The sequence below is a fragment of the Ruegeria sp. H3 genome (genome assembly GCF_056533095.1).
The window spans coordinates 152,711-175,558 of record NZ_JBQFOD010000004.1 but is presented as its reverse complement, the minus strand read 5'-3'; the positions used below and the strand labels follow the sequence as shown (position 1 = coordinate 175,558).

Here is a 22,848-nt window from a genome sequence, read left to right as displayed (position 1 = left end):
CCTTTAGCCCCGGTCGATCCGCGCTTGATAGCAGTTGTTGCGCGCAGATCGCACGTGGATATAGACCACATCGGGGCGGTCAAAGATATCTTTGACCTTTGCGCCAATCTGATCCGTGGGGGTGATCGCTCCGGTGCCATAAACGATCCGGTCATCCTGCCCGTATCCCTTGATCAAATAGTCAGGAGAGTTGGTCAGAATCTCGGGCAATTCATCCCCTTCATAGCGCTCGCAGGGTTCGGCACACAAAAATATCGGCCCGGTTTCGGCATAAGGATGCGTTGCGGCAAAGGGCCTGTGCGCCAGAACCAGCATTGGCGCGCCTTCTGGGATGTTTTGCAGACAATGACGGCAGGGATTGCCTGCGCCGGTTGAAACAGCGTGCTCTGGCGTGACTCCATAGGCATCCGGACCACCCTGTTGCAGGGTGCGGACTTCGTCAGTGGGCAATGCAGTGATTTTGAACATATCAATCCTCCGGTTTTCCGAACCATGCCCAATCATGACCACGCCGCGCGACCCGATTCCTGCGCAAATCGCATGTCGCCGTTGGCCGTAAGGATGAGCGCGACAAAACCACGCCTGTAGAACCGCCGGGATTCTGGTTAGGACCCAAACATTATGACCCGACCAATCCTTCCACCGCGTTTTCCGGCCACGTCTGATCAGATCAATGCGCAAGTGTGCGCCTTTTACGCCCGTGTCCGGACCGACCCGGTACTGGGCCCCGTTTTTGCGCAACATGTCGATGACTGGCCCGCGCATGAGGAAAAGATCGCCTCATTCTGGCGCAATGCGATCCTGTATGAGCGCGGGTATGACGGCAATCCGCAGCGGGTTCATATTGAACGGCCGGCAGTTCAGCCCGACATGTTCGCCCATTGGCTGGACCTGTTCGAAGAGGTCGCAGCCCAGACGTTGCCAGCCGAAACCGCGACGCCCTGGGCCGCCCTGGCGCGACGCATCGGGGTGGGGATGAAGGCCGGCGTGCAATCGGCGCGTCAGCCCAAGGATGCGCCACCGATCCTGCGTTGATCTGAAGACATGGCAGCTTTGCACTGTTAGCGGTAAAATAGGGGCTATGCGCGCTGGTCAATTGGGTTTAATCAGGGCCAAGACAGCCCTTTTTGCGCTGCGACGGCACAGTGCCACCACACCAACATCACCCGAGGCCACAGCGATGAGCACTCAGAACACCACCCTAAGGGGACTTGGTTTCGCGTTTCTTGGATTCGCGGTTTTTGCCAGCCATGACGCATTGATCAAAGTGCTGGGCGGGACCTATTCGGTGATGCAGATCATCTTTTTCGCCACCCTGTTTTCCTTTGTCCCCATGGCAGTGACAATCCTGACAGACCGGACAACGGGCAACTTTCTGCCGCACCATCCCTGGTTGGTGCTGCTGCGGTCGGGATTGATGGTTACGGCCATGGTCTGCGCCTTCTACGCCTTTTCGGTGCTGCCACTGGCCGAGGTCTACTCGTTGCTCTTCTCCTTCCCATTGATCGTGACCGTTCTGTCGATCCCGATTTTGGGAGAGGTCGTCCGCGTCCAGCGCTGGGCCGCCGTTGGTGTTGGCCTGATCGGTGTTCTGATCGTCCTGCGCCCGGGTTCAACGGATATCACACTGGGCCACCTGGCCGCTCTGGCTGCCGCGTTTTGCAGCGCGTTCGGGTCTGTTCTGGTGCGCAAGATCGGGAATGAGGAACGATCCGCCGTCCTGATCCTGTACCCCATGTTACTGGCCATCCTGGTCATGAGCCTGATGCAACCCGCCGTCTATCAACCACCCTCGCTGCTGCATCTGGCAATGATGGCGCTAGTTGGTGTGTTTTCGGTCATCGCGCAACATCTGATCATCCTCGCCTACCGCGCCGCGCCCGCCGGAGTCGTCGCGCCCAGCCAATACAGCCAGATCATCTGGGCCACTTTGTTCGGCATGATCTTCTTTGGCGAGCGGCCCGATGGCTGGGTCGCCGTCGGCGCAAGTATCATCATTGCATCCGGCGTTTTCGTGGTCTGGCGCGAGAGTCGTACTGATGTTTCCACGAACAAACCAGTACTACGCGTGCGCTCACCCCGCTCAGATACGGGGGCGTCCGCACGGCCGAACAGATCGCTTGAAACGGGGATCTGAATCCTATGCAATCGTAAGAAGGTTGAATAGCATTTCAGAAAATCGCCGTAGCAACCTTACATCATGCAAATTTTGGAAGTTTTTGACTTTGAAGTTCTTTATTTCAGCATTGGCCGTTTGCATTCTATCTACGCCCTCACTGGCGCAATACCAACTCACAGATGGAACCGAAGTCACATCCTTAGACGTGTTTCAAGAGTGCAACCTCTGCCCAGAATTGGTTGTCTTGCCTTTAGGTGACTTCATCATGGGTGGACCAATCGGCGACTCGATCAATGGGTTGGTTGCAATCGATGGAAAACTCACCATGGTTGAGGTTGGTCATCCGGCAATTGGCGCAGATGAACGACCTCTGCACCGCGTTGAAATCGACATTCCAATCGCGATGAGCCGCAACGAAATCACCTATGACCAATGGATTGCATGCGTCAATGAAGGGGGATGCGGCGGCTATGTCCCGGACAACGTGATACTGGGAATGAACGAAGCTCGAAAGCGCGTCGAAACTCCTGTGTATGGCGATCATCCCGTCGTCGATGTGTCATTTTTGGATGCACAAGCATATGTTGCGTGGCTGAACAAAAAACTTGGTGTTGACGCGTACCGTTTACCAACCGAGGCAGAGTGGGAGTATGCGGCGCGGGCAGGCACGCAAACGCGCTTTGCTCAAGGCGACGAGCTGACGTCGGAGCAGGCAAATTTCTACGGGCGTGGAACTGAACAACTAACTGGAGTTGCACGACCTGATCTACTCTCGCGGCTTTTGCCGGTTCCCGTGGATGAGCTGGATGCTGCGAATGGATGGGGTGTCAGACATATGTCAGGCAACGTCAACGAACGGACGCGCTCCTGTTACACTGACAAGTACGCCGGTTGGACCACATCTAGTGAATGGTTGCTTCAAAGCGAAGTAGAAAGTTGCAAGCGAGTGTCTCGTGGTGGCGCATTTAATACGGGCATGGACTCCGTACGCGTCGCTTCAAGAGGCTCGGCCAGAGAGGATTTTCGTAGTCAGTACACTGGTTTTCGAATTGTTCGCGAGATGGAATAAGACCGGCGTACTCTGTAAATACGCCGGTCTGCGCGGTCTCCGCAGTTCATTGTTCCTAGTTAATAAACCACAACGGAACGGATGCTCTCACCTTTATGCATCAGGTCGAAGCCGTGGTTGATGTCGTTCAGACCCATGGTGTGGGTGATCATCGGGTCGATCTCGATTTTGCCTTCCATGTACCAGTCGACGATCTTGGGAACGTCGGTCCGGCCCCGCGCGCCGCCAAAGGCGGTACCGCGCCAGGATCGACCGGTGACCAGCTGGAACGGACGGGTTGAGATTTCGGCACCCGCAGGGGCCACGCCAATGATGATCGATTCACCCCAGCCTTTGTGGGCCGATTCCAGTGCGTCGCGCATGACACCGACATTGCCGGTGGCGTCGAACGTATAATCCGCGCCGCCCTTGGTGAGGTTGACCAGATAGGGAACCAGATCGCCTTCGACCTCTTTGGGGTTCACGAAATCGGTCATGCCGAATTTCGTCGCCATTTCCACCTTGGCGGGGTTCAGGTCAACGCCCACGATCTGATCAGCCCCGGCCAGACGCAGGCCCTGAATGACGTTCAGGCCGATACCACCTAGACCGAACACGATGGCCCGGCTGCCGATCTCGACCTTGGCGGTGTTGATGACGGCTCCGATACCGGTGGTCACGCCGCAGCCGATATAGCAGATCTTGTCGAACGGCGCGTCCTCACGCACCTTGGCCAGAGCAATCTCGGGCAGGACCGTGTGGTTCGAAAAGGTAGAGCAGCCCATGTAGTGCAGGATCGGATCACCATCCAGCGTCGAAAAGCGCGAGGTGCCGTCGGGCATCAGGCCTTTACCTTGCGTTTCACGGATCGCCTGACACAGGTTGGTCTTGGGATGCAGGCAGTATTCACATTCGCGGCATTCCGGCGTGTAAAGCGGGATCACATGATCGCCGGGTTTCAGGCTGGTCACGCCCGGCCCGACTTCGACCACCACGCCAGCGCCTTCGTGGCCCAGAATTGCCGGGAACAGGCCTTCGGGGTCTGCCCCCGACAAGGTGAACTCATCTGTGTGGCAAATACCGGTGGCCTTGATCTCAACCAGAACCTCACCCGCCTTGGGGCCTTCGAGGTTCACATCCATAATTTCCAAAGGCTTGCCAGCCTGAACGGCGACGGCTGCACGGGTGCGCATAGTGCTTGTCTCCCAGTCTTGTTTGTCCAAACCCTGCGTCAAAAACGGGGTTCTTTCAACTATGCATTCATGACAGAGTGGCTAAACTTTTGATATTGAAGAAACGACATTGTCCGAATGAGGAACGCCAATGCACCGATTTTTTCCGATCCTGGTCCTTCTGGCGGCCTGTTCAGAACCACCCCCACCCGAAGATATTCCGATTGAGCCAGAGGCCGCGCCTGTCGATCTGGCCTTTTGTCAGGGTGATCCATTTGCCGAGACGATTGGCCAGCCGGTTTCAACCATTCAAGCCGACCTGCCCGAACGCAGTCGCGTGCTGGGGCCAAACGACATTGCAACCCAGGATTATCGCATCGATCGTCTGAATGTGTTTGTGGATGATACCGGCGTGATCCAACGCCTGACCTGCGGCTGACCCTGAATCAACGTTATTTCCCGCGATAGATCAGCCAATCCGGAAGGTAGTCCAGCAACCGGACAACCCATGAAAACGGGGCCGGGAAGTCAGTCCGGAAACGGCGGCGCGACATCGCTTTGATCACCCGGTCTGCCGCGTCCTCAGCCGTCATCAACATCGGCATCTTGAAATTGTTTTTCTCGGTCAGACGGGTCTTGATGAAGCCCGGGTTGACGATGCGCACAGTGACCCCGGTACCCGCAAGATCAAAGCGCATGGTTTCCGCCAGCGACACCAAAGCCGCCTTGCTGGCCGCATAGCCCACAGCCGCGGGCAACCCACGATAGCCGGACAGAGACCCGATCAGGGTGATATCGCCGCGGCCTGCACGCACGAAAGACGGCACCGTTTCACCCAGAACACGCAGCGCTCCGGTGTAGTTCACATCGGTCATGGCCAGTACCGCCTCAGTATCCCAATCGGCGCTGCGCATCGGCTCGTAGGCTCCGGCATTGTAGACAAGACCGTTAAGCTCTCCGACTTCAGCCACAGCGCCGCGCACAGCATCCAGATCGGTGACGTCAAAAGGAACCGGGCGGGCATTCGGCAGGCTCGCGCAGATATCGGCCAGCCGATCCGCATTGCGCGCCGACAGGATCAGATGCGCACCCCGGCGGCTGAGCGCCTCGGCCAACGCGCGGCCCAGGCCCTCGCTGGCGCCCACGATCCAATAGGTTTTTCCGTCAAAGCTGCTCATGTCTGGGCCGTATTGTGATCTGATGCTTATTTTACGGGCGGGCACGGATGCTGGATCACGCCGCCATACAGGAAATTCGGCGCAGAAGTCACAATATAGAGCAGCGTGGAAAATAATCTAATCTGATTGATCCGACATCAAACCTGCTACGTATCCCCTTGTAAAATGTCGCACTAAGGGGATCACATGTTCGACGAAACGCGAGGCGAACGCAAGAAAATCGCAATCGTAGGTGCAGGCATTTCCGGTCTATCCGCAGCCTATTATCTGTCAGAAGATCACGACATTACTATTTACGAGGCCGAACCCCGGCTGGGTGGGCATGCCCGTACTGTCATGGCCGGCAAGAATGGCGATCAGCCTGTCGATACCGGGTTCATCGTCTTCAACTATGCGACCTACCCCTATCTGACCAAGCTGTTTGACGAGTTGAACGTGCCGGTCATCAAATCCGAGATGAGCTTTGGCGCAACCATCGACAACGGTCGGATCGAGTATGGGCTTAACAACCTGCGCACCCTGACCGCGCAGAAACGGAATCTGGCGCGCCCGTCCTACTACAAGATGATCGCCGACATCCTGCGGTTCAGCAAAGAAGCACCCGAGGCTGCCAAGGATGATGACACCACAATCGGAGAGTTGGTGGATCAGATGCGTCTGGGCCATTGGTTCCGCCACAACTATCTGATGCCGATGTGCGGCGCGATCTGGTCGACCCCGGTGGAGTTTGTCGATCAGTTCCCGGCGCGCTCGCTGGTACAATTCTTCCGCAACCATGCGTTGCTGGCCAGTGGCCGGGCCAATCAGCATCAGTGGTATACGGTCAAAGGTGGCAGCATCGAGTATGTTCGCCGCATCGACGCCGCCCTGCGCGAACGGGGCTGCGATATTCGACTGGCTGCCCCGGTCGATCACGTTCAGCGCGACGACATGGGCGTTTCGGTGACAAGCCAGGGACATACCGACCAGTTTGACGAGATCATTCTGGCCACCCATTCCGACCAGTCCCGCGCCATTCTGGGCGACAATGCCACGACCGCCGAAGCTGCAGCATTGGAAGCGATCCGCTATCAGCCCAACAGCGCCATCCTGCATTGCGACCCCGGTCAAATGCCCAAGCGTCGTGCCTGCTGGTCCAGCTGGACCTATCGCTCGCAAGCCGGGAATGTTGGCGTCACCTATTGGATGAACCGGTTGCAGAATATTCCGGACAGCGACCCGCTGTTTGTGACGCTGAACGCGTCGTCAGAAATTCCCGCGGATAAAATCTATGATCAGGTCGAGTTCGCCCATCCGGTGTTCGACAAGGCCGCCCTGAAAGCACAAGGGCAAATCCGCGAGATGCAGGGACAGAACCGGACCTGGTTTGCCGGAGCGTATAACCGGCACGGGTTTCACGAAGACGGGATTGCCAGTGCGATGCACGTTGTGGATCGCATCAAGGGCACCTCGCAAACGATCGGAGCTGACCATGGCACTTTGGAACAAGACCCGGCCATCCCTGCTGTTGCGGCTGAATAGACGCCTGTGGCGCGCTGGGCTTCTGTCCTTGACGCTGCTGGCCCCCGGTGGGTTGGCGGCTGATCCGCTGGCAAGCGAATTGCAAGATCCCAAACAGATCGGCAGCGGGACCTTTCGGTTTCTCGGCCTGCCGCTGTATGATGCGAAACTCTACACACCAAGCGGGGCCGCGTTCAGTTGGAGCCAGGATTTTGGCCTGAAACTGACTTACCGCAAAAACCTGAAACAAAAGGCGCTGGTAGAATCGACGCTGGAAGAAATGGCCCGTCAGGGCAATCCGCAGCCCACGCAGGCGCAGCTTGAAAAGTGCTTTCAGGCTGTCAGCAAAGGGGACAGCTATCTGGCAATCTCAGAGGGGCCAAACAAGGTTGGCTTCTGGCGGAATGGTACCCAGACCTGCACATTGGCGAGCAACGACATCAAGAAGTCCTTCATGTCGATCTTTCTGGGCAACAACACCCGCTCGGCCAGCTTTACGCAAAGCTTGAAGGGCCAGTGATGCTGTACCCCCGTGTCAGCCTGTATGCGCTGATGCTCGCTGCGGCGGGTATTCCGCTTTATATTCACCTGCCACGCTTTGCGGCGGTGAACTTGGGCATTGGTCTTGGGGTGATTGGCACGGTCCTACTGGTTATCCGGTTGGTCGATCTGGTTCAGGACCCGCTGATCGGCTGGGCCATCGACCGCTGGCCAGGCGGGCAGCTTTTGTTCGCCGCCTTGGCCGCGCTGGGTCTGGCCATCGGCTTCCCCCTGCTGTTTGGCCTGCCCGAAGGCGCTAGTATTGCCACTTTGGTGGCGGTCCTGATCTTGCTGTTCTCGGCCTACAGCCTCGGTACGATCCTTTTATATGGTCGCAGCGCGACGCTTGCTAAAAAGGCCGATGCCAAAGAGCTGATGACACTCGCCGCCTACCGTGAAGGTGGGCAATTGACAGGCGTCGTTATCGCCGCCAGCGCCCCGGCGCTGTTCGTGGCCTTGGGTGCATCCGCACAAGGATATCCCGCCTTTGGCCTGTTTCTGGGCCTGTTGGCGCTTTTGACCCTAGCCTTGACCATTCCAATCTGGCGGCGCACACCGATCACCGGTCAGGGCCTGTCCTTCGCCGGGCTCGGACAGGCCGGAGCGCTGCGTCTGCTGGCATTGGCACTGGTCAACAGCCTGCCGGTCGCCATCACATCCACACTGTTCCTGTTCTTTGTCGAAGATCGCCTGCAACTGCCCGGCAAGGCGGGGCCGCTGCTTATCCTGTTCTTCCTCAGCGCAGGCGCAAGCGTTCCGCTTTGGGCCAAGCTCAGCAATCGGATCGGCCCGAAAAAGACCCTGATCATCGCCATGCCGCTCTCCATCGCGGGCTTCATCGGTGCCGCAACGCTATCCTCCGGAGACCTCACCGGTTTCGCCATCATCTGCATCGCGTCTGGTGCCGCGCTTGGGGCGGATATGGTTGTCCTGCCTGCCATGTTCTCGGTCGTGCTGACGCGCGCGGGGCTGAACGCCTCGGCCGCGTTTGGCATCTGGTCTTTTGCCGGCAAGCTGGGCCTCGCGCTCGCTGCCTTTTTCACTCTGCCACTGCTGGAGCGCAGCGGCTTTACACCCGGTCAAACCAATAGTGTCGAGGCTTTAAAAACACTCAACCTCGCCTATGCCGTACTGCCCTGCATCCTCAAGCTTGGCGCATTCGGGATGGTTCTGACCCTGCCCACGGAGGTTACAGCCAAATGAAGACGCTTATCGTGTTTCTGCTCGCCATCCTCGCTGTTCTAGCGGCCAAGGGGCGGTTCCTCAGCTTTCGCTCACAATCGCCTGCCGATTATGCGGGCACGGGCCCCAACTTCTCGCTGAAAGAGCACTTGAATGGCGAAATCCTGTCCGAAGGCCTGATCTATGGCCCGAATGGAAAGATGTCGAACAGCTTTGTCGCCCGCATGGTCGGCGAATGGGATGGCAATTCGGGCACACTGGCCGAATGGTTCACCTATTCCAATGGCAAACAGATGACCCGCAAATGGTATCTGACACTGGGCACCGGCAACACGTTCATCGCCACGGCGGATGACATTGTCGGTGAAGGAAAGGGAGAGATCTCGGGCTCGACCGTCAAACTGACCTATCGGATCATCCTGCCTGAAGATGCAGGCGGGCATACGCTGGATGTCACCGACTGGATGTACCTGACGGAAAATGGCGCGATCATGAACCGCTCGGAAATGCGCAAGTTCGGCATCAAAGTGGCTGAGCTGGTCGCCACGATGCGCCCCGCGCCCGAGGTCAAGACCGCGCATCTGAACGGTGCAAATGGCTATGATGCCAAGGCTGCGGAAAGACCAATTCAATGATCCGCGCCCGCTTTGTCATCACCTTTTCCGCCATCGCGTGCCTTTTGGTTCTGGCCGCCTGCTCGGCCAAGCCCCGCGTGCCAAAGACCTTCCTTTCGGACCGTGAATTGAACCTCGAGGAGTTTTTCGAAGGCAAAACCGTCGCTTATGGTCAGTTTCAGGACATCCTCGGGAACGTCCCGCGTCGTTTCTCTGTCGATATCGACGGAACCTGGGACGGAGAAACGCTGACCTTGGTCGAGGATTTCGTCTATGACGACGGCGCAACCGAACAGCGTATCTGGACCCTGACCAAAACCGGTGCCGATACCTGGACTGGCACCGCCCCCGGTGTGCTTGGCACTGCCGAAGGGATCGAGCGGGGCGATACGTTCAACTGGAAATACAAGATCGACCTGCCGATCAAAGATGGCACCATGCGTGTGAAGTTCGATGACTGGATGTGGCTGCTGGAGGATGACCGCTTGCTAAACCGCGCCTATGTCTCGCGCTTTGGCGTCCGCATTGGTGAGGTGATCCTGTTTTTTGAGAAAAAGTAGGCTCTAAACAGGGTCTTCTACACCTCACGCATCAGCGCGGCCAGCTGATCGGTTTCAGCGCCAAAACCGGTCGACACCTGATCCGCCGCAGCGCGCCGCACCTCATCGGGCTTGTTCTGGCCCAGTTTCCAGGTGCCCTGAATATCCTCGACCTGCATCCGGCAAGGCACGATCATCCGCATCATCCGGGCCAGAGCATCCTCTGACATCTTACCCGTGACCCAAGGGGGTTTCGGCAGCAGCTTCTGTTCGTAGAACGCAGATTGCCGGTTCAGCAGATCCAACAACTCCTCCTGCGGGCGCAACTCAAGGCGGCCGATCAGATGAACCGCCACATAGTTCCAGGTGGGCACTTGATCATCCACGTCATACCAATCGGGCGAGATATACGCATCCGGCCCCGTCACCGCGATCCGCACAGTGCGCGGTTCCTTGAGCAGCCTGACAATCGGGTTTGACCTTACCAGATGCAACTCGGCCAGCTCACCCGTCTCGTCCAGCAATAACGGGACGTGGCTCATGATCGGCGCGGTATCGCCTGACACAGCCAAAACGCCAAAGCCACGGTCACGGGCAAAGGTGATATGCCGGTCGCGCTCTTCGGCACGAAATGCGGGATTGGGGTGCATGAAAATCCTCCTGTCAAATCTCTTGCAGATCAGGTGGGTTCTATGCAAGGTCGCGCCTGTTCTCAGGGCGGGGCGAAATTCCCCACCGGCGGTATGCGGGCAATGATCCGTAAGCCCGCGAGCGGCCCCGAAGTCCGGGGTGTCAGCAGATCTGGTGAGAGGCCAGAGCCGACGGTTACAGTCCGGATGAAAGAGAACGTGCATCGTGCCGCCCAGCGGCGCGCCTGCTCGTGATCGCCTTGGGTGACGTGTCTGTAACTCAGGAGGTCCGAATGACACACACCCGCTATGCCTTCATCAAAGCCAACTGGCACTCCGATATTGTCGACCGTGCACTGGATGGGTTTCTGCAACACATCCCCAGCGATCAGGTTGATGTCTTCGATGTCCCTGGTGCGTTCGAACTGCCGCTACTGGCCCGTGATCTGGCCCAAACCGGACGCTACGCTGCAATCGCCTGTGCGGCGTTTGTGGTGGATGGTGGCATCTACCGGCACGATTTTGTGGCTCAAGCCGTAGTTGATGGGCTAATGCGGGCCGGGCTTGATACGGGCGTTCCCGTCCTCTCGGTCTCATTGACCCCACATCAGTATCAGGAAACCGATCACCACAACGCCATCTATCGCGACCACTTCGTGCAAAAAGGCCGCGAGGCCGCCCAGGCAGCTCTCAGCATCACAAAAACCCACCAGTCCCTGAAAGCACAAGCCTGATCCACTTCATCTGGCCAAAAATATCCCGAGGGTGAATTGAGCCAACGGCTTAAGAGGGGGCTGGCCCCCTCCCCCTTATCCGAAATCCGCTTGAGGCCAAGGGCTCTCCCCGCTAATCACAACCCACAAAGGAGCATGCCCCATGTCGATGAACAGCTTTGGACACCTCTTCCGCGTCACCACCTGGGGTGAAAGCCATGGGCCCGCATTGGGTGCAACCGTTGATGGCTGCCCTCCGGGTGTGACAATCGACGCAGCGATGATCCAACACTGGCTGGACAGGCGCAAACCGGGGCAGAACAAATTCACCACCCAGCGGCGCGAGCCCGATCAGGTGAAAATCCTGTCCGGCGTGTTCGAAGGTCAGACCACCGGCACGCCCGTTCAGCTGATGATCGAGAACACGGACCAGCGCTCGAAAGACTACGGCGATATCATCGACAAGTTTCGCCCGGGACATGCCGATATCACCTACTGGCAGAAATACGGCATCCGCGACTATCGTGGCGGCGGGCGCAGTTCGGCACGGGAAACCGCCTCGCGCGTGGCAGCCGGAGGCTTGGCCCGTGAGGCGATCAAACAAATCGCGCCCAATGTGCAGATCACCGGCTACATGACCCAGATCGGCCCGCACAGGATCGACCGCGCCAATTTCGACTGGTCGCAGATCGAACAGAACCCCTTCTGGACACCTGACCCCCAAGCCGCCGAGGACTGGGCCGCCTATCTGGACGATCTGCGCAAATCCGGCAACTCGGTCGGCGCCGTGGTTGAGGTCGTGGCGCGCGGTGTCCCTGCTGGGATCGGAGCACCCGTTTACGCCAAGTTAGACACTGATCTGGCCGCTGCGATGATGTCGATCAACGCGGTCAAAGGCGTTGAAATTGGAGAAGGCATGGCCGCCGCTGAACTGACCGGCGAGGCCAATGCAGATGAGATTTTCATGGGCCAGAACGGCCCTCAGTACAGCTCGAACCATGCGGGCGGCATTCTGGGCGGCATCTCGACCGGGCAAGACATCGTGGTGCGCTTTGCGGTCAAACCGACGTCGTCGATCCTGACCACGCGCAAGACGATTACCAAATCCGGTGAGGAAACCGAGATCATCACCAAAGGCCGCCACGACCCATGCGTCGGTATCCGCGCCGTGCCGGTGGGTGAGGCAATGATGGCCTGCGTGATCCTGGATCACCTGCTACTCCATCGCGGCCAGATCGGTGAGAACCGTGGCCACATTGGCTAATCTCCGCACCCGGCTGCGCGGCATCGTCGCGCAGCGCATGCGGGCTGATCCGGCCCATGATCTGGCGCATCTGGACCGCGTCTGGTGCAACGCACAGGCCATCGCAGATGATCAGGCCAATATACAGGTCCTCATGGCCGCATGCTATCTGCACGATCTGGTCAACCTGCCGAAAAACGATCCGAACCGGCATCTCGCATCTCGTAAATCGGCACAGATATCAGAGTCTATATTGGACGATTTGGGCTTTGACGCCCCTTCGATCCATGCCACCCAACATGCAATCGAAGCGCACAGCTACTCGGCCAATATCCCGCCTCGCTCACCCGAGGCCCGCATCCTGCGCGATGCGGATCGCCTCGATGCGCTTGGGGCAATTGGGATTGCCCGGTGTTTCACCGTGGCCGGTGCTCTGGACCGGACGCTTTACGATCTTGATGACCCATTTGCAGAAAACCGCAATCTGGACGATCTGACATTCGCGATCGACCATTGGAAGATCAAACTGCTCGACCTACCGTCCGGCATGCTTACACAGAGCGGACGGGATCTGGCGACCGCGCGTGTGTCAGTGATGCTGGGATATCTTGAGGCTCTGGCAGAGGAAATCGGCCACCCCGTTCCCGATCATTGGAAATCTGCATAATTGGTACAATCTCGTCGTTGATCTTTCCGCGCCAAAGGCGCAGGTTCGCCGCACATGGCACAATCCTTAACATCGCATCGACCTATGCTTGCCGTGGGTCTGAAACTGGCCGCGCTGATGCTGTTCACTTCGATGTCGGCACTGGTCAAAGCCCTGTCCGAGGATTTCCCGCCGGGTGAGCTGGTGTTTTTTCGCTCACTCTTTGCCGTTCCGGTGATCATTGCCTGGCTGATCTGGCGCGGAGAGTTGGCGCAAGGCTTTGTCGTCAAGAAGCCTATGGGCCATTTCTGGCGTGGTGTGTTGGGTACCAGCGCGATGGGCTTGACCTTTACCGGCCTCAGCCTGCTGCCCCTGCCTGAGGTCACGGCCATTGGCTACGCCACCCCGATCTTCACCCTGATTCTGGCCGCCGTGATGCTGGGCGAGCGCATTCGCATGATCCGCATTGGTGCGGTTGCATTGGGGCTGCTGGGCGTTTTGATCATGATCTGGCCCCGGCTGGGCAGCACCCAGATGGAAATGGCGGCAACCATAGGCGCGCTATGCGTCTTAGCCGCAACGCTGGCCCGCGCCTTTGTACAGATCCATATCCGCCAACTGGTTAAGGTCGACCATCCCGCCGCCATCGTGTTCTATTTCTCGATGACCGCGACGCTACTCTCCTCATTGACTGCGTTCTGGGGATGGACGATTCCGACCCTGAATCAGGCTCTAATACTGGTTACAATGGGCCTTGTCGGCGGGGTGGCGCAAATTCTGGTGACTTCATCCTATCGGTTCGGGCAAGCCTCAATGCTGGCACCTTATGACTATACGACGATGCTGTTTGCCATCTTCATTGGCTATGTCTGGTTTGATGAACTGCCAACACTGGCCATCCTATTGGGGGCTACTCTGGTGATCGCGGGCAATGTGGTCGTGATCTGGCGCGAGCATCAGCTTGGGCTGGAACGCGGCAAGGCCCGTTCGGTCACGGACCCCAAAGCCTGATCTTTACCTTTCGCAAACTTCGCCTAGGTTGGGCGGAACAATCAATGAGGGTGCCCCATGAGCGACGCGCAGGATCACAAGGAAAAGATGCAGAAGGTGCAGGCCAAGCACCGCAAGAAAGTGTCCGAGGCGGTCGATCCGGGGCGCGGCCTGGTTCTGATTAATACTGGCAAGGGTAAGGGGAAGTCCTCGGCAGCCTTTGGTGTTGTGATCCGTGCGCTGGGCTGGGGGCAAAAGGTTGCCGTTGTTCAGTTCATCAAAGGCAAGTGGAAGACGGGCGAGCGCCGGTTCTTTCAAGACCGCGATCTGGTGACGTGGCACACGATGGGCGAAGGCTTTACCTGGGACACACAAGATCGCGAACGCGATATTGCCGCCGCTACCGCTGCCTTTGACAAAGCCTGCGATCTGATGGCCAGCGGGGATTATGATCTGGTAGTTCTGGACGAGATTAATATCGCGCTGCGGTATGAATACCTGTCGGTCGAGCGTGTACTAGACGGTCTCAAGGCGCGGTCGGATAAGACTAGCGTTTTCCTGACGGGCCGCGACGCGCCGCAAGCACTGCGTGACTATGCCGATCTGGTCACTGAAATGACCGAAGAAAAACACCCTTTCCAATCAGGCATCAAGGCACAGCGGGGCGTTGATTACTAAGGGGTTTCGTGACGGGCAGGATGTGAGAGGGCCACACCTGCCTTATTCGAAGCGCCTTAGAAGTACATTTTCGAAGATGTAGCGTATCGAATCCATGCGGCAGGTGGCGCTTTCAGGTGGTGTCGCGTCCTCGGGCCGTTCAGAAATCGCGCTCTCGCGTTTCGTGCAGTCGAAATAGGCTGCAAAGTCAGTGTCGCAGCAGCTGCAGCCACAAGCGGTTGCAGCGTCATGCCGTGCAATGATCTCTTCAAGCGGATCGCCCATGCCAGAACCCAACGCGGTCGTTTTCGGAGCGGCGACACGCCATCACCAAGTTGCGCGCTAAGCCTGCAAACCGCCCCGAAACCCATGGCCGGACAAGGTACAATCCGGCGTTGGCTTTTATCTGACTATTTTTGTATACTATTGCAAGGAAAAAACGCCCTCGAAAAACAACGAGGGCGCAAGTCACAGGGAAACAAGTATCAGATGGACTGACCTTGCGGATCCAAAGTCACCGACCAAAGCTCAGTATCGGCACGATCCATCAGGCGCACCGTCATCTGTTGCGTAGCACCATCAATGTCGACCAGACCAAAGAACTGCAAACCAGCGCTTGGGGGAAGGTTGACACCCTGCCCTTCGGCCGGGGCTTTGACAAATTTTACCTCGGGACCAAAGGTACCATCCAGCGCATTCGGGCCAAAGGTTCCCGCGTGCAGAGGGCCGGACACAAACTCCCAAAACGGCTCAAAATCCTGGAATTGTGCTTTGTTAGGGTCATAGTAGTGCGCCGCTGTATAGTGTACGTCCGCAGTGAACCAGACAGTGTTGGCGACGCCAGCGGTTTTGATGAACCGCAGCAGATCGGCAATCTCTAGCTCGCGCCCCTTGGCTGGTCCACTATCACCGTTCGAGATCGCCTCTGCCCCGGCCTGTTCCTTCCAGTTGTCCCAGACAATCAAGCCAATCGGCATGTCCGAGGCGATGACTTTCCAGGTCGCTTGTGATGCTGCAAGTTCGCGCTTTAACCAATCCAACTGTGCCGCGCCCAGAATGCGGGACTGGTCCGTGATCTCATCTTCCATCGCCGGGCCGTTCGGGCCGCGATAGCTGCGAAGATCCAGGAAGAAGACGTCCAGCATTGGACCGTATGAAATCTTGCGATAAACCCGACCGGGTTCAGCCGGTGTGATCCGAAGCGGCGTCATCTCATGAAAGGCGCGTCCCGCGCGCGCTTGCAGAACATGCACCGATTTCTCGGAATACCGGTCATCGGAAATCAGGTCTTTGGCATCCGACCAGTTGTTCACCACCTCATGGTCATCCCACTGGAAAAAGGTCGGGCATACCGCATTCATCGCCCGCACATGTTCGTCCATCATGTTGTATTTCCACTGGGCGCGGAATTCATCCAGTGTTTCCGCAACCTTGCGTTTCTCATCGATCAGAGTGGCGTTCTTCCAGATCACCTGCCCGTCTTTTTCAACCTCGTCCTGCATCGGGCCATCGGCGTAGACGGTATCGCCAGAATGGATGAAGAAATCGGGCCGGTGCTGGCTCATGGTCGCATAGGTGCGCATTCCATCGTCGTCGATGCCCCAGCCTTGACCGGCGGTATCCCCTGACCAGGCGAACCGAATATTGCGCCTTGCGGTCGGCGCGGTGCGGAACTGGCCTATAATAGGCTCTGATATGGTATTGATATCGCTCAGATCAGCGGCCACAAAACGATAGAAGATATCCTGATCCGAGGGCAGCCCATCGATGAGACGCTTAACCGCAAAATCGCTGTTTGGGATCGCATCCATTGGCGGCAATTGGCGGGCATCAGCAAAGCTCTCGGTGGTCGAAACCTCCATCATCACGCGCGCCGGGCGATCTGTACGGGTCCAGATCATGCCAGAGCTTGTGTCCACATCGCCCGACTGAACGCCATGGGTAAACACCGGGCGCGAAGCCGCGCGGCTGATTGCTGGCATCGACAGCGAAGCTGCAACAGCGGTGCTGCCAGCCAGAAACATGCGACGGTTGGGGCGAAGGAATTTGGTCATGGGGGCTCTCCTGTCTGGACACCTGTTCGAAGGCGCGCGATTGGTAAGCCGCAGTGAGCCGCCCATTTGTAAAACGGACGGCTCAGTTTCTTGAAACTATCACGATGATATTATGAAGCCCTGTGGATAACTGCTCAGGCAGCTACGCGTTGTTCGGGTGCGCTGAGCGAGATAACCGCGACCACCGCAGCCCCGTTCAGCCAGTAGAATGCTGCGTCCAGACCCGAAAACCCAAACATGCTGGGTGCAAACAGGAATGTAATGCCGACCAGCAGATCGACAGCCAGATGAAATTTGTAGGGCAACACACGCCAGATGCCGAGGTGGTGATCTGTGAGCACGGTTAGCACGAAGGCAGCCGCCCCGGTGACGACAGACAGCCACAATGCCAGCGGATTGGATTGACCCAGTCCAAGCGCGAAGGGCAGCACCATCAAAGCGATAGCAACAGGATAGTCCAGATATGCATGGACAGAGCGGGTGACAAAGCGAACAGACATTGCGATTTCCTTTCCTGGGTTGGTATGGCCCCAAGTTAGGTGCAGGTATTCGGTCGCAGAATTCCGGATCGTTCGCGAAATCGTGCAGATCGTTCAGAAACCTGTTCGATCAGTGCATCGATCGATAGGCTGCCGGGGACAAGCCGATCTGTTTTTTGAACACACGGGAAAAGGCGGCTTCGGAAGCATATCCAACTTCTGCCGCCGCATCAGCCACATTCCAGCGCGCCTCGGTCAGGCCATGGCAAGCGATTTGCATGCGCCAATCGGTCAGATATTGCATTGGCGTGGTCGCCATCTTCTCAGCAAAAAGCTGCGCGAAGGCAGTGCGTGACATCCCCGCCTCACGCGCCAGAGACTCAACGCTCCACTCCTGCGCAGGCGCCTGATGAAATGCAGTCAACGCGCGCGAGATACGAGGGTCAGCAAACCCGGCAAGAGCCGAATCCGTAGGGCTTTGATGTTCAAGATGGGCGCGGATCGCCTGCGCAAACAGCACTTCCGAGAGTTTCAGTGCGATCAAGTCACCGCCAATCCGCGCACCGCTAACCTCAGACCCGATCATGCGAAGCGTGGCTTCGATCCAGGCCCCGGCCTCTTCGCCATAGTTCTCGATCAGGATGTAAGGTGGCAGGCGGTCGATCAGCATATGGCCGGTACCTTGGCGCCCCGGCGGACCCGTGAATGAGAAGTGACCACAGATCAACTGAGTGTCACGCCCGGTCTCTTCACCGCCGTAGACCAGCACACCGTCCCCCTGATAGCCCGACTCCTCCAGCACCTGTTCAAGTGGCAACGCATCCACCGGTTGAACCTCGTTGCACAACAGTGCATGGGCAGAACCGTGGGGGATCAGGATTAGGTCGCCTTGCTTAAGACGCACAGTTTCGCCTGTGTTAGAGACAAATACCTTCAACTCACCCCGTTGCACAAAGTGGAAGCGCGCCACATTCTGATAGGATGGCACCTGGACACCGAAGGGTGGCGTGAAAGAGGTTCGGAAGTAGAACGTTCCCCTTAGGGACAGGCGTGTCAGGATATCGCTCAGCAGGTCTAGCATGGGTGTAACCTACAACGGCTCATGCATTCGTCCAGCTGTCTGAACGATCTGCACAAGAACTTGAACGATGCGCAATGAAAACCCCCGCTTAACGCGAGGGTTCAGAGCTGATGCTTCAACGTTGCTTAGGCGCGCACCAGTTTCTCATAGTCTTCGGCGATCTCACGCGTGATGTCGCCCACCTCAAACGTGTAGTCACCGATTTGGCCTACAGGCGTGACCTCGGCCGCTGTGCCGGTCAGCCAACACTGTTCAAAATCCGCCATTTCTTCGGGCTTGATACGGCGTTCATGGACGGTCAGACCTTTGTCTTTCAGCATTTGAATCACGGTCTGACGTGTAATGCCGTTCAGGAAGCAATCGGCCAGCGGGGTGTGCACCTCTCCGTCCTTGACGAAGAACACGTTCGCACCGGTTGCCTCGGCCACATAGCCGCGCCAATCCATGAACAGCGCGTCGGAACACCCCTTGGCTTCGGCCTTGTGCTTTGAGATCGTGCAGATCATGTACAGGCCTGCCGCTTTGGCGTGTACTGGGATGGTTTCAGGGCTGGGGCGCTTCCATTCCGCGATGTCCAACTTGGCGCCCTGCATCTTGGCATCTCCATAGTAGGCCCCCCAAGGCCAGACCGCGATGGCCATGCGCACTGGGTTCTTGGCCGAGGCCACGCCCATATCCTCACCCGATCCGCGCCAGACCAGCGCTCGTACATAAGCGTCCGTCAGACCGCTGGCTTTCAGGGTTTCTTCCTTGGCGGCTTCGATATCATCGACCGAATAGGGCATCGGCATGTCCAAAGCCTCAGCCGATGCGATCAGACGCTCGGAATGTTCGCGGCTTTTGAAGATCTTGCCGTTATAGGCACGCTCACCCTCGAACACCGAGGACGCATAGTGCATCGCGTGGGTTAGAATATGTACGTTCGCCTCACGCCAGGGCACCAGTTTGCCATCCATCCAGATGGTGCCATCACGATCATCATACCCCGCCATGCGAAACCTCCAGCTTTGGGTTGAATTTCCGATTGTTGCGCTATTTAGGTCCGATGCGGACACAATCTTGCGCAAAAACTGCGATTCGATACCTGTCTGCCCTTGGAATGTCAATAACGCTGACATAAACTCGGAGCCGTGTAACGCATGAGGCATGATATGTCCGAAATCCGCCCCGCCCCGAAGTTTGGGGGCGAAAGCCTGTTGTTTCTTACTGATGAGCAGTTGCGGCAGGGGATCGAGGCCATGTTCTTTGCCTATCGCGGCTTTACTGCTGATCCCGATCGCATCCTGTCCGAGATGTCTTATGGCCGCGCCCACCATCGGGCGATCCATTTCGTCAATCGCGCACCGGGTACGACAGTCAACAACCTGCTGGCCATACTGGGTGTGACAAAGCAATCCCTGAACCGTGTGCTACGGACATTGATCGAGGATGGTATGGTCGAAAGCCGAGTTGGAACCGTTGACAAGCGCGAGCGGCATCTGTTCCTAACCGAAAAAGGCCATGCGCTAGAGGCGACATTGTCCGACGCCCAGCGCGCCCGGATGCGTGCCGCATATAAGGATGCGGGGCCCGAAGCCGTCGCTGGATTTCGTAAAGTTCTTGAAGCGATGATGGATGCTGATATGCGTCATGCTTACACGAAGTTGCGGGATACGACCTCATGAGTGATATGGACGCCCATCTGCTGATCGTCGATGATGACGAGCGCATTCGCGATCTGTTAAAGAAGTTTCTGATGCGGAACGGGTTTCTGGTGACGGCGGCCCGCGATGCGGCCCATGCGCGGCGGGTTCTGTCCGGGTTGGATTTCGACATGATCGTGTTGGATGTGATGATGCCCGGTGAGGACGGCGTGAGCCTGACCAAGGCACTGCGCGAAACCCATAGCACTCCGATCCTGCTATTGACCGCCCGAGGTGAAACCGAGCATCGGATTGCCGGTTTGGAAGCCGGGGCGGATGACTATCTGGCCAAACCGTTTGAGCCCAAAGAGCTTCTGCTGCGCATCAACGCCATTTTGCGCCGCATGCCGGAAGCGCCGGCTCAGGATGCAGCGGCGAAGATTCTGTCCCTTGGACCCATCCGATATGACATCGAACGCGGCGAGATGTGGCAGGGTGAAGACCCGGTGCGTCTGACCGCAACAGAAAGCCAGTTGATGAAGATATTCTCGGCCCAGCCGGGTGAGCCGATCAGCCGGGCAAAACTGGTTGAGGATCTGGGCCGCGACAAGGGACAAGCGCAGGAACGCGCGGTGGATGTACAGATCACACGGTTACGTCGCAAAATCGAGCAGGACCCAAAGCAGCCTCGGTATTTGCAGACGGTCCGGGGCGCAGGGTATATGCTGGCGCCGGATTGATTTAGCCGCTGCGCGGCGATTTTATGCCTTCGGCGAGGATATTTTTAGCCAGACGAAGAAGGGATCCCGATGAAGACTGCCTTGTTGACCCATGCCGATTGTCTTGGGCACGTGACGCCGGACGGGCATCCCGAGCGGGTGGCGCGGCTGGAGCATATTCTTCATGCGCTGGAGCCTTTGGATCTGGACCGCAGGACGGCCCCGATGGCGGCGGATGATGATTTGCTGCGGGTCCATCCCGAAGACCACATCCGGGATATTCGCGCAGCGCGTCCGGCTGAGGGCTATACGCAGATTGATGGGGATACCTTTATGTCTCCGGGCTCGGTCGATGCGGCCTATCGCGCGGCGGGCGCCGTCGTACGGGCGGTCGATCTGGTGCTTGGGGGAGAGGTTTCGAACGCGTTTTGCGCGATCCGGCCGCCGGGGCATCATGCGGAAACGGACAAGGCGATGGGGTTTTGCCTGTTCGGTAATGCGGCGCTTGCAGCGAAACATGCGCTGGATCATCACGGGTTAAGCCGCGTCGCCGTGGTTGATTTCGATGTGCATCATGGCAATGGTACGCAGGATCTGCTGTGGGACGAGAAGCGCGCGTTGGTGATTACCAGCCAGCAGATGCCCCTATGGCCCGGATCGGGACGACCGGATGAGACTGGTGCATATGAAACCATTGTGAACATACCACTGGCCCCGGGCACGGGTGGGTCTGAGATGCGGGCGGCTTATGAAGCGCAGGCGTTTTCGCGTCTGCGTGCGTTCAGGCCTGAGTTGATCATCATCTCAGCCGGGTTTGACGCCCATCAGGACGATCCGCTGGCCAATCTGAACTGGTCCACCGGCGATTTTGCATGGATCACCGCTGAGCTGTGCAAGATCGCCGATGAGGTTTGTGAAGGCCGTATCGTCTCGACTCTGGAAGGCGGGTATGATCTGAACGCACTGGCCGAGGCGACGCGCGCCCATGTGGAAGAACTGATGAAGGCAGCACAATGACCGATACTCCCGTTGAACAGATGACGTTTGAACAGGCGATGAAAGAGCTTGAAGCTGTAGTCGGCCAGTTGGAACGCGGCGACGTGGCTCTGGATCAGTCAATTGCGCTCTATGAACGCGGAGCGGCCCTGAAGAAACGCTGCGAAGATGAGTTGAAGCGGGCCGAAGAGAAGGTCGCCGCGATCACTTTGGACGCGGGCGGCCAGCCGACCGGGACGACACCTGTCGACGGTCAGTAAATGTTTCGGGACAGGCTGGCACAGGACGCCGCGCAGATTCAGGCGCAGTTTGAACATGTGCTGAAGGGCTTCGATGATTTCGACGTGACGCGGGCCATGGGCTATGCCACTCGTGGCGGTAAGCGCTTGCGGGGGTTTTTGGTGCTGGAAAGCGCCCGCCTGCATGACGTGGACGAGGCGCGCGCGATCTGGCCCGCCGCGGCGATTGAAGCACTGCACGCTTATTCACTGGTCCACGACGATCTGCCCTGCATGGATGATGATGACCTGCGGCGCGGGCGCCCCACAACCCATGTGAAATGGGATGAAGGAACGGCGGTTCTGGCCGGAGACGCGCTGCAGACACTGGCCTTTGAGCTGTGCACACGCCCTGAGGTGGGCAATGCCGAAATTCGTGCGGATCTGGCCCTGACGCTGGCCAAAGCCAGCGGTGCGCAGGGCATGGTTATGGGTCAGGCGCTGGATATCGCTGCTGAATCGGCGGCGGAGCCTTTGTCGCTTGAGGCGATCACCCATTTGCAAGCAGGCAAAACTGGCGCCTTGATTGAATGGTCTGCCTGTGCCGGTGCACGGCTGGCACAGGCCGATCCGTCCGCCTTGCGCCAATATGCCCAAGCCCTTGGCCTTGCTTTTCAAATTGCAGATGACATCTTGGATGTGGAAGGTGATGCGGAGCGCGCCGGAAAACGGCTGCAGAAAGATGCGGATGCGGGCAAAGCCACGTTTGTGTCGCTGCTTGGGTTGGGCCCCGCCAAAACCCGTGCGGCAGAACTGGTGGATCGGGCTTGCGCCGCGCTGGATGGATATGGACCAAGGGCCGAAACCTTGAAGGATGCCGCCCGCTTCGTTATTGCCCGGGACAGCTAA

The 22,848-nt window shown here is 58.0% G+C and carries 28 protein-coding genes and 1 riboswitch; of the genes, 19 read left to right on the top strand and 9 right to left on the bottom strand.

Annotated features, from left to right (window positions below):
- Positions 1-3: 3 nt before the first annotated feature.
- On the bottom strand, positions 4-468 hold the full coding sequence (locus ACR0JE_RS06950; protein WP_480863627.1) for a DUF1203 domain-containing protein: 465 nt from the start codon (positions 466-468) through the stop codon (positions 4-6).
- A 153-nt stretch (positions 469-621) separates the two neighbouring features.
- Between ACR0JE_RS06950 and ACR0JE_RS06945 the strand changes: the two genes are divergently transcribed.
- The 3 genes from ACR0JE_RS06945 to ACR0JE_RS06935 all read left to right on the top strand — a co-directional run bounded on the left by ACR0JE_RS06945 (position 622) and on the right by ACR0JE_RS06935 (position 3,188).
- Entirely contained in the window at positions 622-1,035 is a 414-nt protein-coding gene (locus ACR0JE_RS06945; protein WP_480550946.1) for a group III truncated hemoglobin, read from the top strand.
- Positions 1,036-1,180: 145 nt separating this feature from the next.
- The gene (locus ACR0JE_RS06940; RefSeq protein ID WP_480543499.1) at positions 1,181-2,137 is read left to right on the top strand and encodes a DMT family transporter; all 957 of its coding nucleotides are present in this window, start codon (positions 1,181-1,183) and stop codon (positions 2,135-2,137) included.
- A gap of 88 nt (positions 2,138-2,225) precedes the next feature.
- Positions 2,226-3,188, top strand: a complete 963-nt coding sequence (locus ACR0JE_RS06935; RefSeq protein ID WP_480863626.1) for a formylglycine-generating enzyme family protein — start codon at positions 2,226-2,228, stop codon at positions 3,186-3,188.
- A gap of 59 nt (positions 3,189-3,247) precedes the next feature.
- Here ACR0JE_RS06935 and ACR0JE_RS06930 read toward each other — a convergent pair whose 3' ends face one another.
- Positions 3,248-4,360 (bottom strand): S-(hydroxymethyl)glutathione dehydrogenase/class III alcohol dehydrogenase, encoded by a 1,113-nt coding sequence (locus ACR0JE_RS06930; RefSeq protein WP_480543503.1) that lies wholly within the window; start codon positions 4,358-4,360, stop codon positions 3,248-3,250.
- A gap of 130 nt (positions 4,361-4,490) precedes the next feature.
- Between ACR0JE_RS06930 and ACR0JE_RS06925 the strand changes: the two genes are divergently transcribed.
- On the top strand, positions 4,491-4,778 hold the full coding sequence (locus ACR0JE_RS06925) for an I78 family peptidase inhibitor (protein ID WP_480543505.1): 288 nt from the start codon (positions 4,491-4,493) through the stop codon (positions 4,776-4,778).
- A 13-nt stretch (positions 4,779-4,791) separates the two neighbouring features.
- Here ACR0JE_RS06925 and ACR0JE_RS06920 read toward each other — a convergent pair whose 3' ends face one another.
- On the bottom strand, positions 4,792-5,517 hold the full coding sequence (locus tag ACR0JE_RS06920; protein ID WP_480543506.1) for an SDR family NAD(P)-dependent oxidoreductase: 726 nt from the start codon (positions 5,515-5,517) through the stop codon (positions 4,792-4,794).
- A 186-nt stretch (positions 5,518-5,703) separates the two neighbouring features.
- Between ACR0JE_RS06920 and ACR0JE_RS06915 the strand changes: the two genes are divergently transcribed.
- From ACR0JE_RS06915 to ACR0JE_RS06895, 5 genes are read left to right on the top strand one after another with little or no spacing between them, the layout of a single operon-like run.
- On the top strand, positions 5,704-7,038 hold the full coding sequence (locus tag ACR0JE_RS06915; RefSeq protein ID WP_480863625.1) for an NAD(P)/FAD-dependent oxidoreductase: 1,335 nt from the start codon (positions 5,704-5,706) through the stop codon (positions 7,036-7,038).
- The gene (locus ACR0JE_RS06910; protein ID WP_480543509.1) at positions 6,989-7,537 is read left to right on the top strand and encodes a hypothetical protein; all 549 of its coding nucleotides are present in this window, start codon (positions 6,989-6,991) and stop codon (positions 7,535-7,537) included. Before ACR0JE_RS06915 ends, ACR0JE_RS06910 begins: the two co-directional genes overlap by 50 nt.
- On the top strand, positions 7,537-8,760 hold the full coding sequence (locus ACR0JE_RS06905; protein ID WP_480863624.1) for an MFS transporter: 1,224 nt from the start codon (positions 7,537-7,539) through the stop codon (positions 8,758-8,760). The genes ACR0JE_RS06910 and ACR0JE_RS06905 overlap by 1 nt, the downstream gene beginning before the upstream one ends.
- The gene (locus tag ACR0JE_RS06900) at positions 8,757-9,374 is read left to right on the top strand and encodes a DUF3833 domain-containing protein (RefSeq protein WP_480863623.1); all 618 of its coding nucleotides are present in this window, start codon (positions 8,757-8,759) and stop codon (positions 9,372-9,374) included. Before ACR0JE_RS06905 ends, ACR0JE_RS06900 begins: the two co-directional genes overlap by 4 nt.
- On the top strand, positions 9,371-9,913 hold the full coding sequence (locus ACR0JE_RS06895; protein WP_480863622.1) for a DUF3833 domain-containing protein: 543 nt from the start codon (positions 9,371-9,373) through the stop codon (positions 9,911-9,913). The genes ACR0JE_RS06900 and ACR0JE_RS06895 overlap by 4 nt, the downstream gene beginning before the upstream one ends.
- Positions 9,914-9,930: 17 nt before the next feature.
- On the opposite strand, the gene ACR0JE_RS06890 is transcribed toward ACR0JE_RS06895, so the two are convergent.
- The gene (locus ACR0JE_RS06890; RefSeq protein WP_480863621.1) at positions 9,931-10,542 is read right to left on the bottom strand and encodes an FMN-binding negative transcriptional regulator; all 612 of its coding nucleotides are present in this window, start codon (positions 10,540-10,542) and stop codon (positions 9,931-9,933) included.
- 54 nt (positions 10,543-10,596) lie between these two features.
- A riboswitch (FMN riboswitch) is annotated at positions 10,597-10,744 on the top strand.
- A gap of 70 nt (positions 10,745-10,814) precedes the next feature.
- Here ACR0JE_RS06890 and ACR0JE_RS06885 point away from each other — a divergent pair.
- From ACR0JE_RS06885 to cobO, 5 genes are all read left to right on the top strand, one after another.
- Positions 10,815-11,255 (top strand): 6,7-dimethyl-8-ribityllumazine synthase, encoded by a 441-nt coding sequence (locus ACR0JE_RS06885; protein WP_480863620.1) that lies wholly within the window; start codon positions 10,815-10,817, stop codon positions 11,253-11,255.
- A gap of 142 nt (positions 11,256-11,397) precedes the next feature.
- Positions 11,398-12,498 carry a chorismate synthase gene (gene aroC / locus ACR0JE_RS06880; RefSeq protein ID WP_480863619.1) on the top strand — a complete coding sequence of 367 codons (1,101 nt, stop codon included), beginning with the start codon at positions 11,398-11,400 and terminating at the stop codon, positions 12,496-12,498.
- The gene (locus ACR0JE_RS06875) at positions 12,482-13,144 is read left to right on the top strand and encodes an HD domain-containing protein (RefSeq protein ID WP_480863618.1); all 663 of its coding nucleotides are present in this window, start codon (positions 12,482-12,484) and stop codon (positions 13,142-13,144) included. The genes aroC and ACR0JE_RS06875 overlap by 17 nt, the downstream gene beginning before the upstream one ends.
- Positions 13,145-13,198: 54 nt before the next feature.
- Complete coding sequence (locus ACR0JE_RS06870) at positions 13,199-14,134, top strand: DMT family transporter (RefSeq protein WP_480863617.1); 936 nt, start codon at positions 13,199-13,201, stop codon at positions 14,132-14,134.
- A 57-nt stretch (positions 14,135-14,191) separates the two neighbouring features.
- Complete coding sequence (cobO, locus tag ACR0JE_RS06865) at positions 14,192-14,791, top strand: cob(I)yrinic acid a,c-diamide adenosyltransferase (RefSeq protein ID WP_480543527.1); 600 nt, start codon at positions 14,192-14,194, stop codon at positions 14,789-14,791.
- Between the two features lie 42 nt (positions 14,792-14,833).
- Here cobO and ACR0JE_RS06860 read toward each other — a convergent pair whose 3' ends face one another.
- The 5 genes from ACR0JE_RS06860 to ACR0JE_RS06840 form a co-directional block, all read right to left on the bottom strand.
- Positions 14,834-15,055, bottom strand: coding sequence for a hypothetical protein (locus tag ACR0JE_RS06860; RefSeq protein ID WP_480550917.1), 222 nt, complete (start codon positions 15,053-15,055; stop codon positions 14,834-14,836).
- Positions 15,056-15,255: 200 nt separating this feature from the next.
- Positions 15,256-16,824, bottom strand: a complete 1,569-nt coding sequence (locus tag ACR0JE_RS06855; protein WP_480863616.1) for an alkaline phosphatase D family protein — start codon at positions 16,822-16,824, stop codon at positions 15,256-15,258.
- Between the two features lie 134 nt (positions 16,825-16,958).
- Positions 16,959-17,324, bottom strand: a complete 366-nt coding sequence (locus ACR0JE_RS06850) for a hypothetical protein (RefSeq protein ID WP_480863615.1) — start codon at positions 17,322-17,324, stop codon at positions 16,959-16,961.
- Positions 17,325-17,433: 109 nt separating this feature from the next.
- A complete protein-coding gene (locus ACR0JE_RS06845; RefSeq protein ID WP_480863614.1) occupies positions 17,434-18,384 on the bottom strand; it encodes an AraC family transcriptional regulator in 951 nt (316 codons plus the stop codon).
- 125 nt (positions 18,385-18,509) lie between these two features.
- Complete coding sequence (locus ACR0JE_RS06840) at positions 18,510-19,376, bottom strand: branched-chain amino acid aminotransferase (protein WP_480863613.1); 867 nt, start codon at positions 19,374-19,376, stop codon at positions 18,510-18,512.
- Positions 19,377-19,535: 159 nt separating this feature from the next.
- Between ACR0JE_RS06840 and ACR0JE_RS06835 the strand changes: the two genes are divergently transcribed.
- The 5 genes from ACR0JE_RS06835 to ACR0JE_RS06815 all read left to right on the top strand — a co-directional run bounded on the left by ACR0JE_RS06835 (position 19,536) and on the right by ACR0JE_RS06815 (position 22,848).
- Positions 19,536-20,048 (top strand): MarR family winged helix-turn-helix transcriptional regulator, encoded by a 513-nt coding sequence (locus tag ACR0JE_RS06835; RefSeq protein ID WP_353008633.1) that lies wholly within the window; start codon positions 19,536-19,538, stop codon positions 20,046-20,048.
- Positions 20,045-20,746, top strand: a complete 702-nt coding sequence (locus ACR0JE_RS06830; RefSeq protein ID WP_480863612.1) for a response regulator — start codon at positions 20,045-20,047, stop codon at positions 20,744-20,746. Before ACR0JE_RS06835 ends, ACR0JE_RS06830 begins: the two co-directional genes overlap by 4 nt.
- Positions 20,747-20,815: 69 nt before the next feature.
- Positions 20,816-21,742, top strand: a complete 927-nt coding sequence (locus tag ACR0JE_RS06825; RefSeq protein ID WP_480863611.1) for a histone deacetylase family protein — start codon at positions 20,816-20,818, stop codon at positions 21,740-21,742.
- Positions 21,739-21,981 (top strand): exodeoxyribonuclease VII small subunit, encoded by a 243-nt coding sequence (locus ACR0JE_RS06820; protein WP_170534025.1) that lies wholly within the window; start codon positions 21,739-21,741, stop codon positions 21,979-21,981. The genes ACR0JE_RS06825 and ACR0JE_RS06820 overlap by 4 nt, the downstream gene beginning before the upstream one ends.
- Positions 21,982-22,848 (top strand): polyprenyl synthetase family protein, encoded by an 867-nt coding sequence (locus tag ACR0JE_RS06815; RefSeq protein ID WP_480863610.1) that lies wholly within the window; start codon positions 21,982-21,984, stop codon positions 22,846-22,848. It abuts the gene before it with no gap.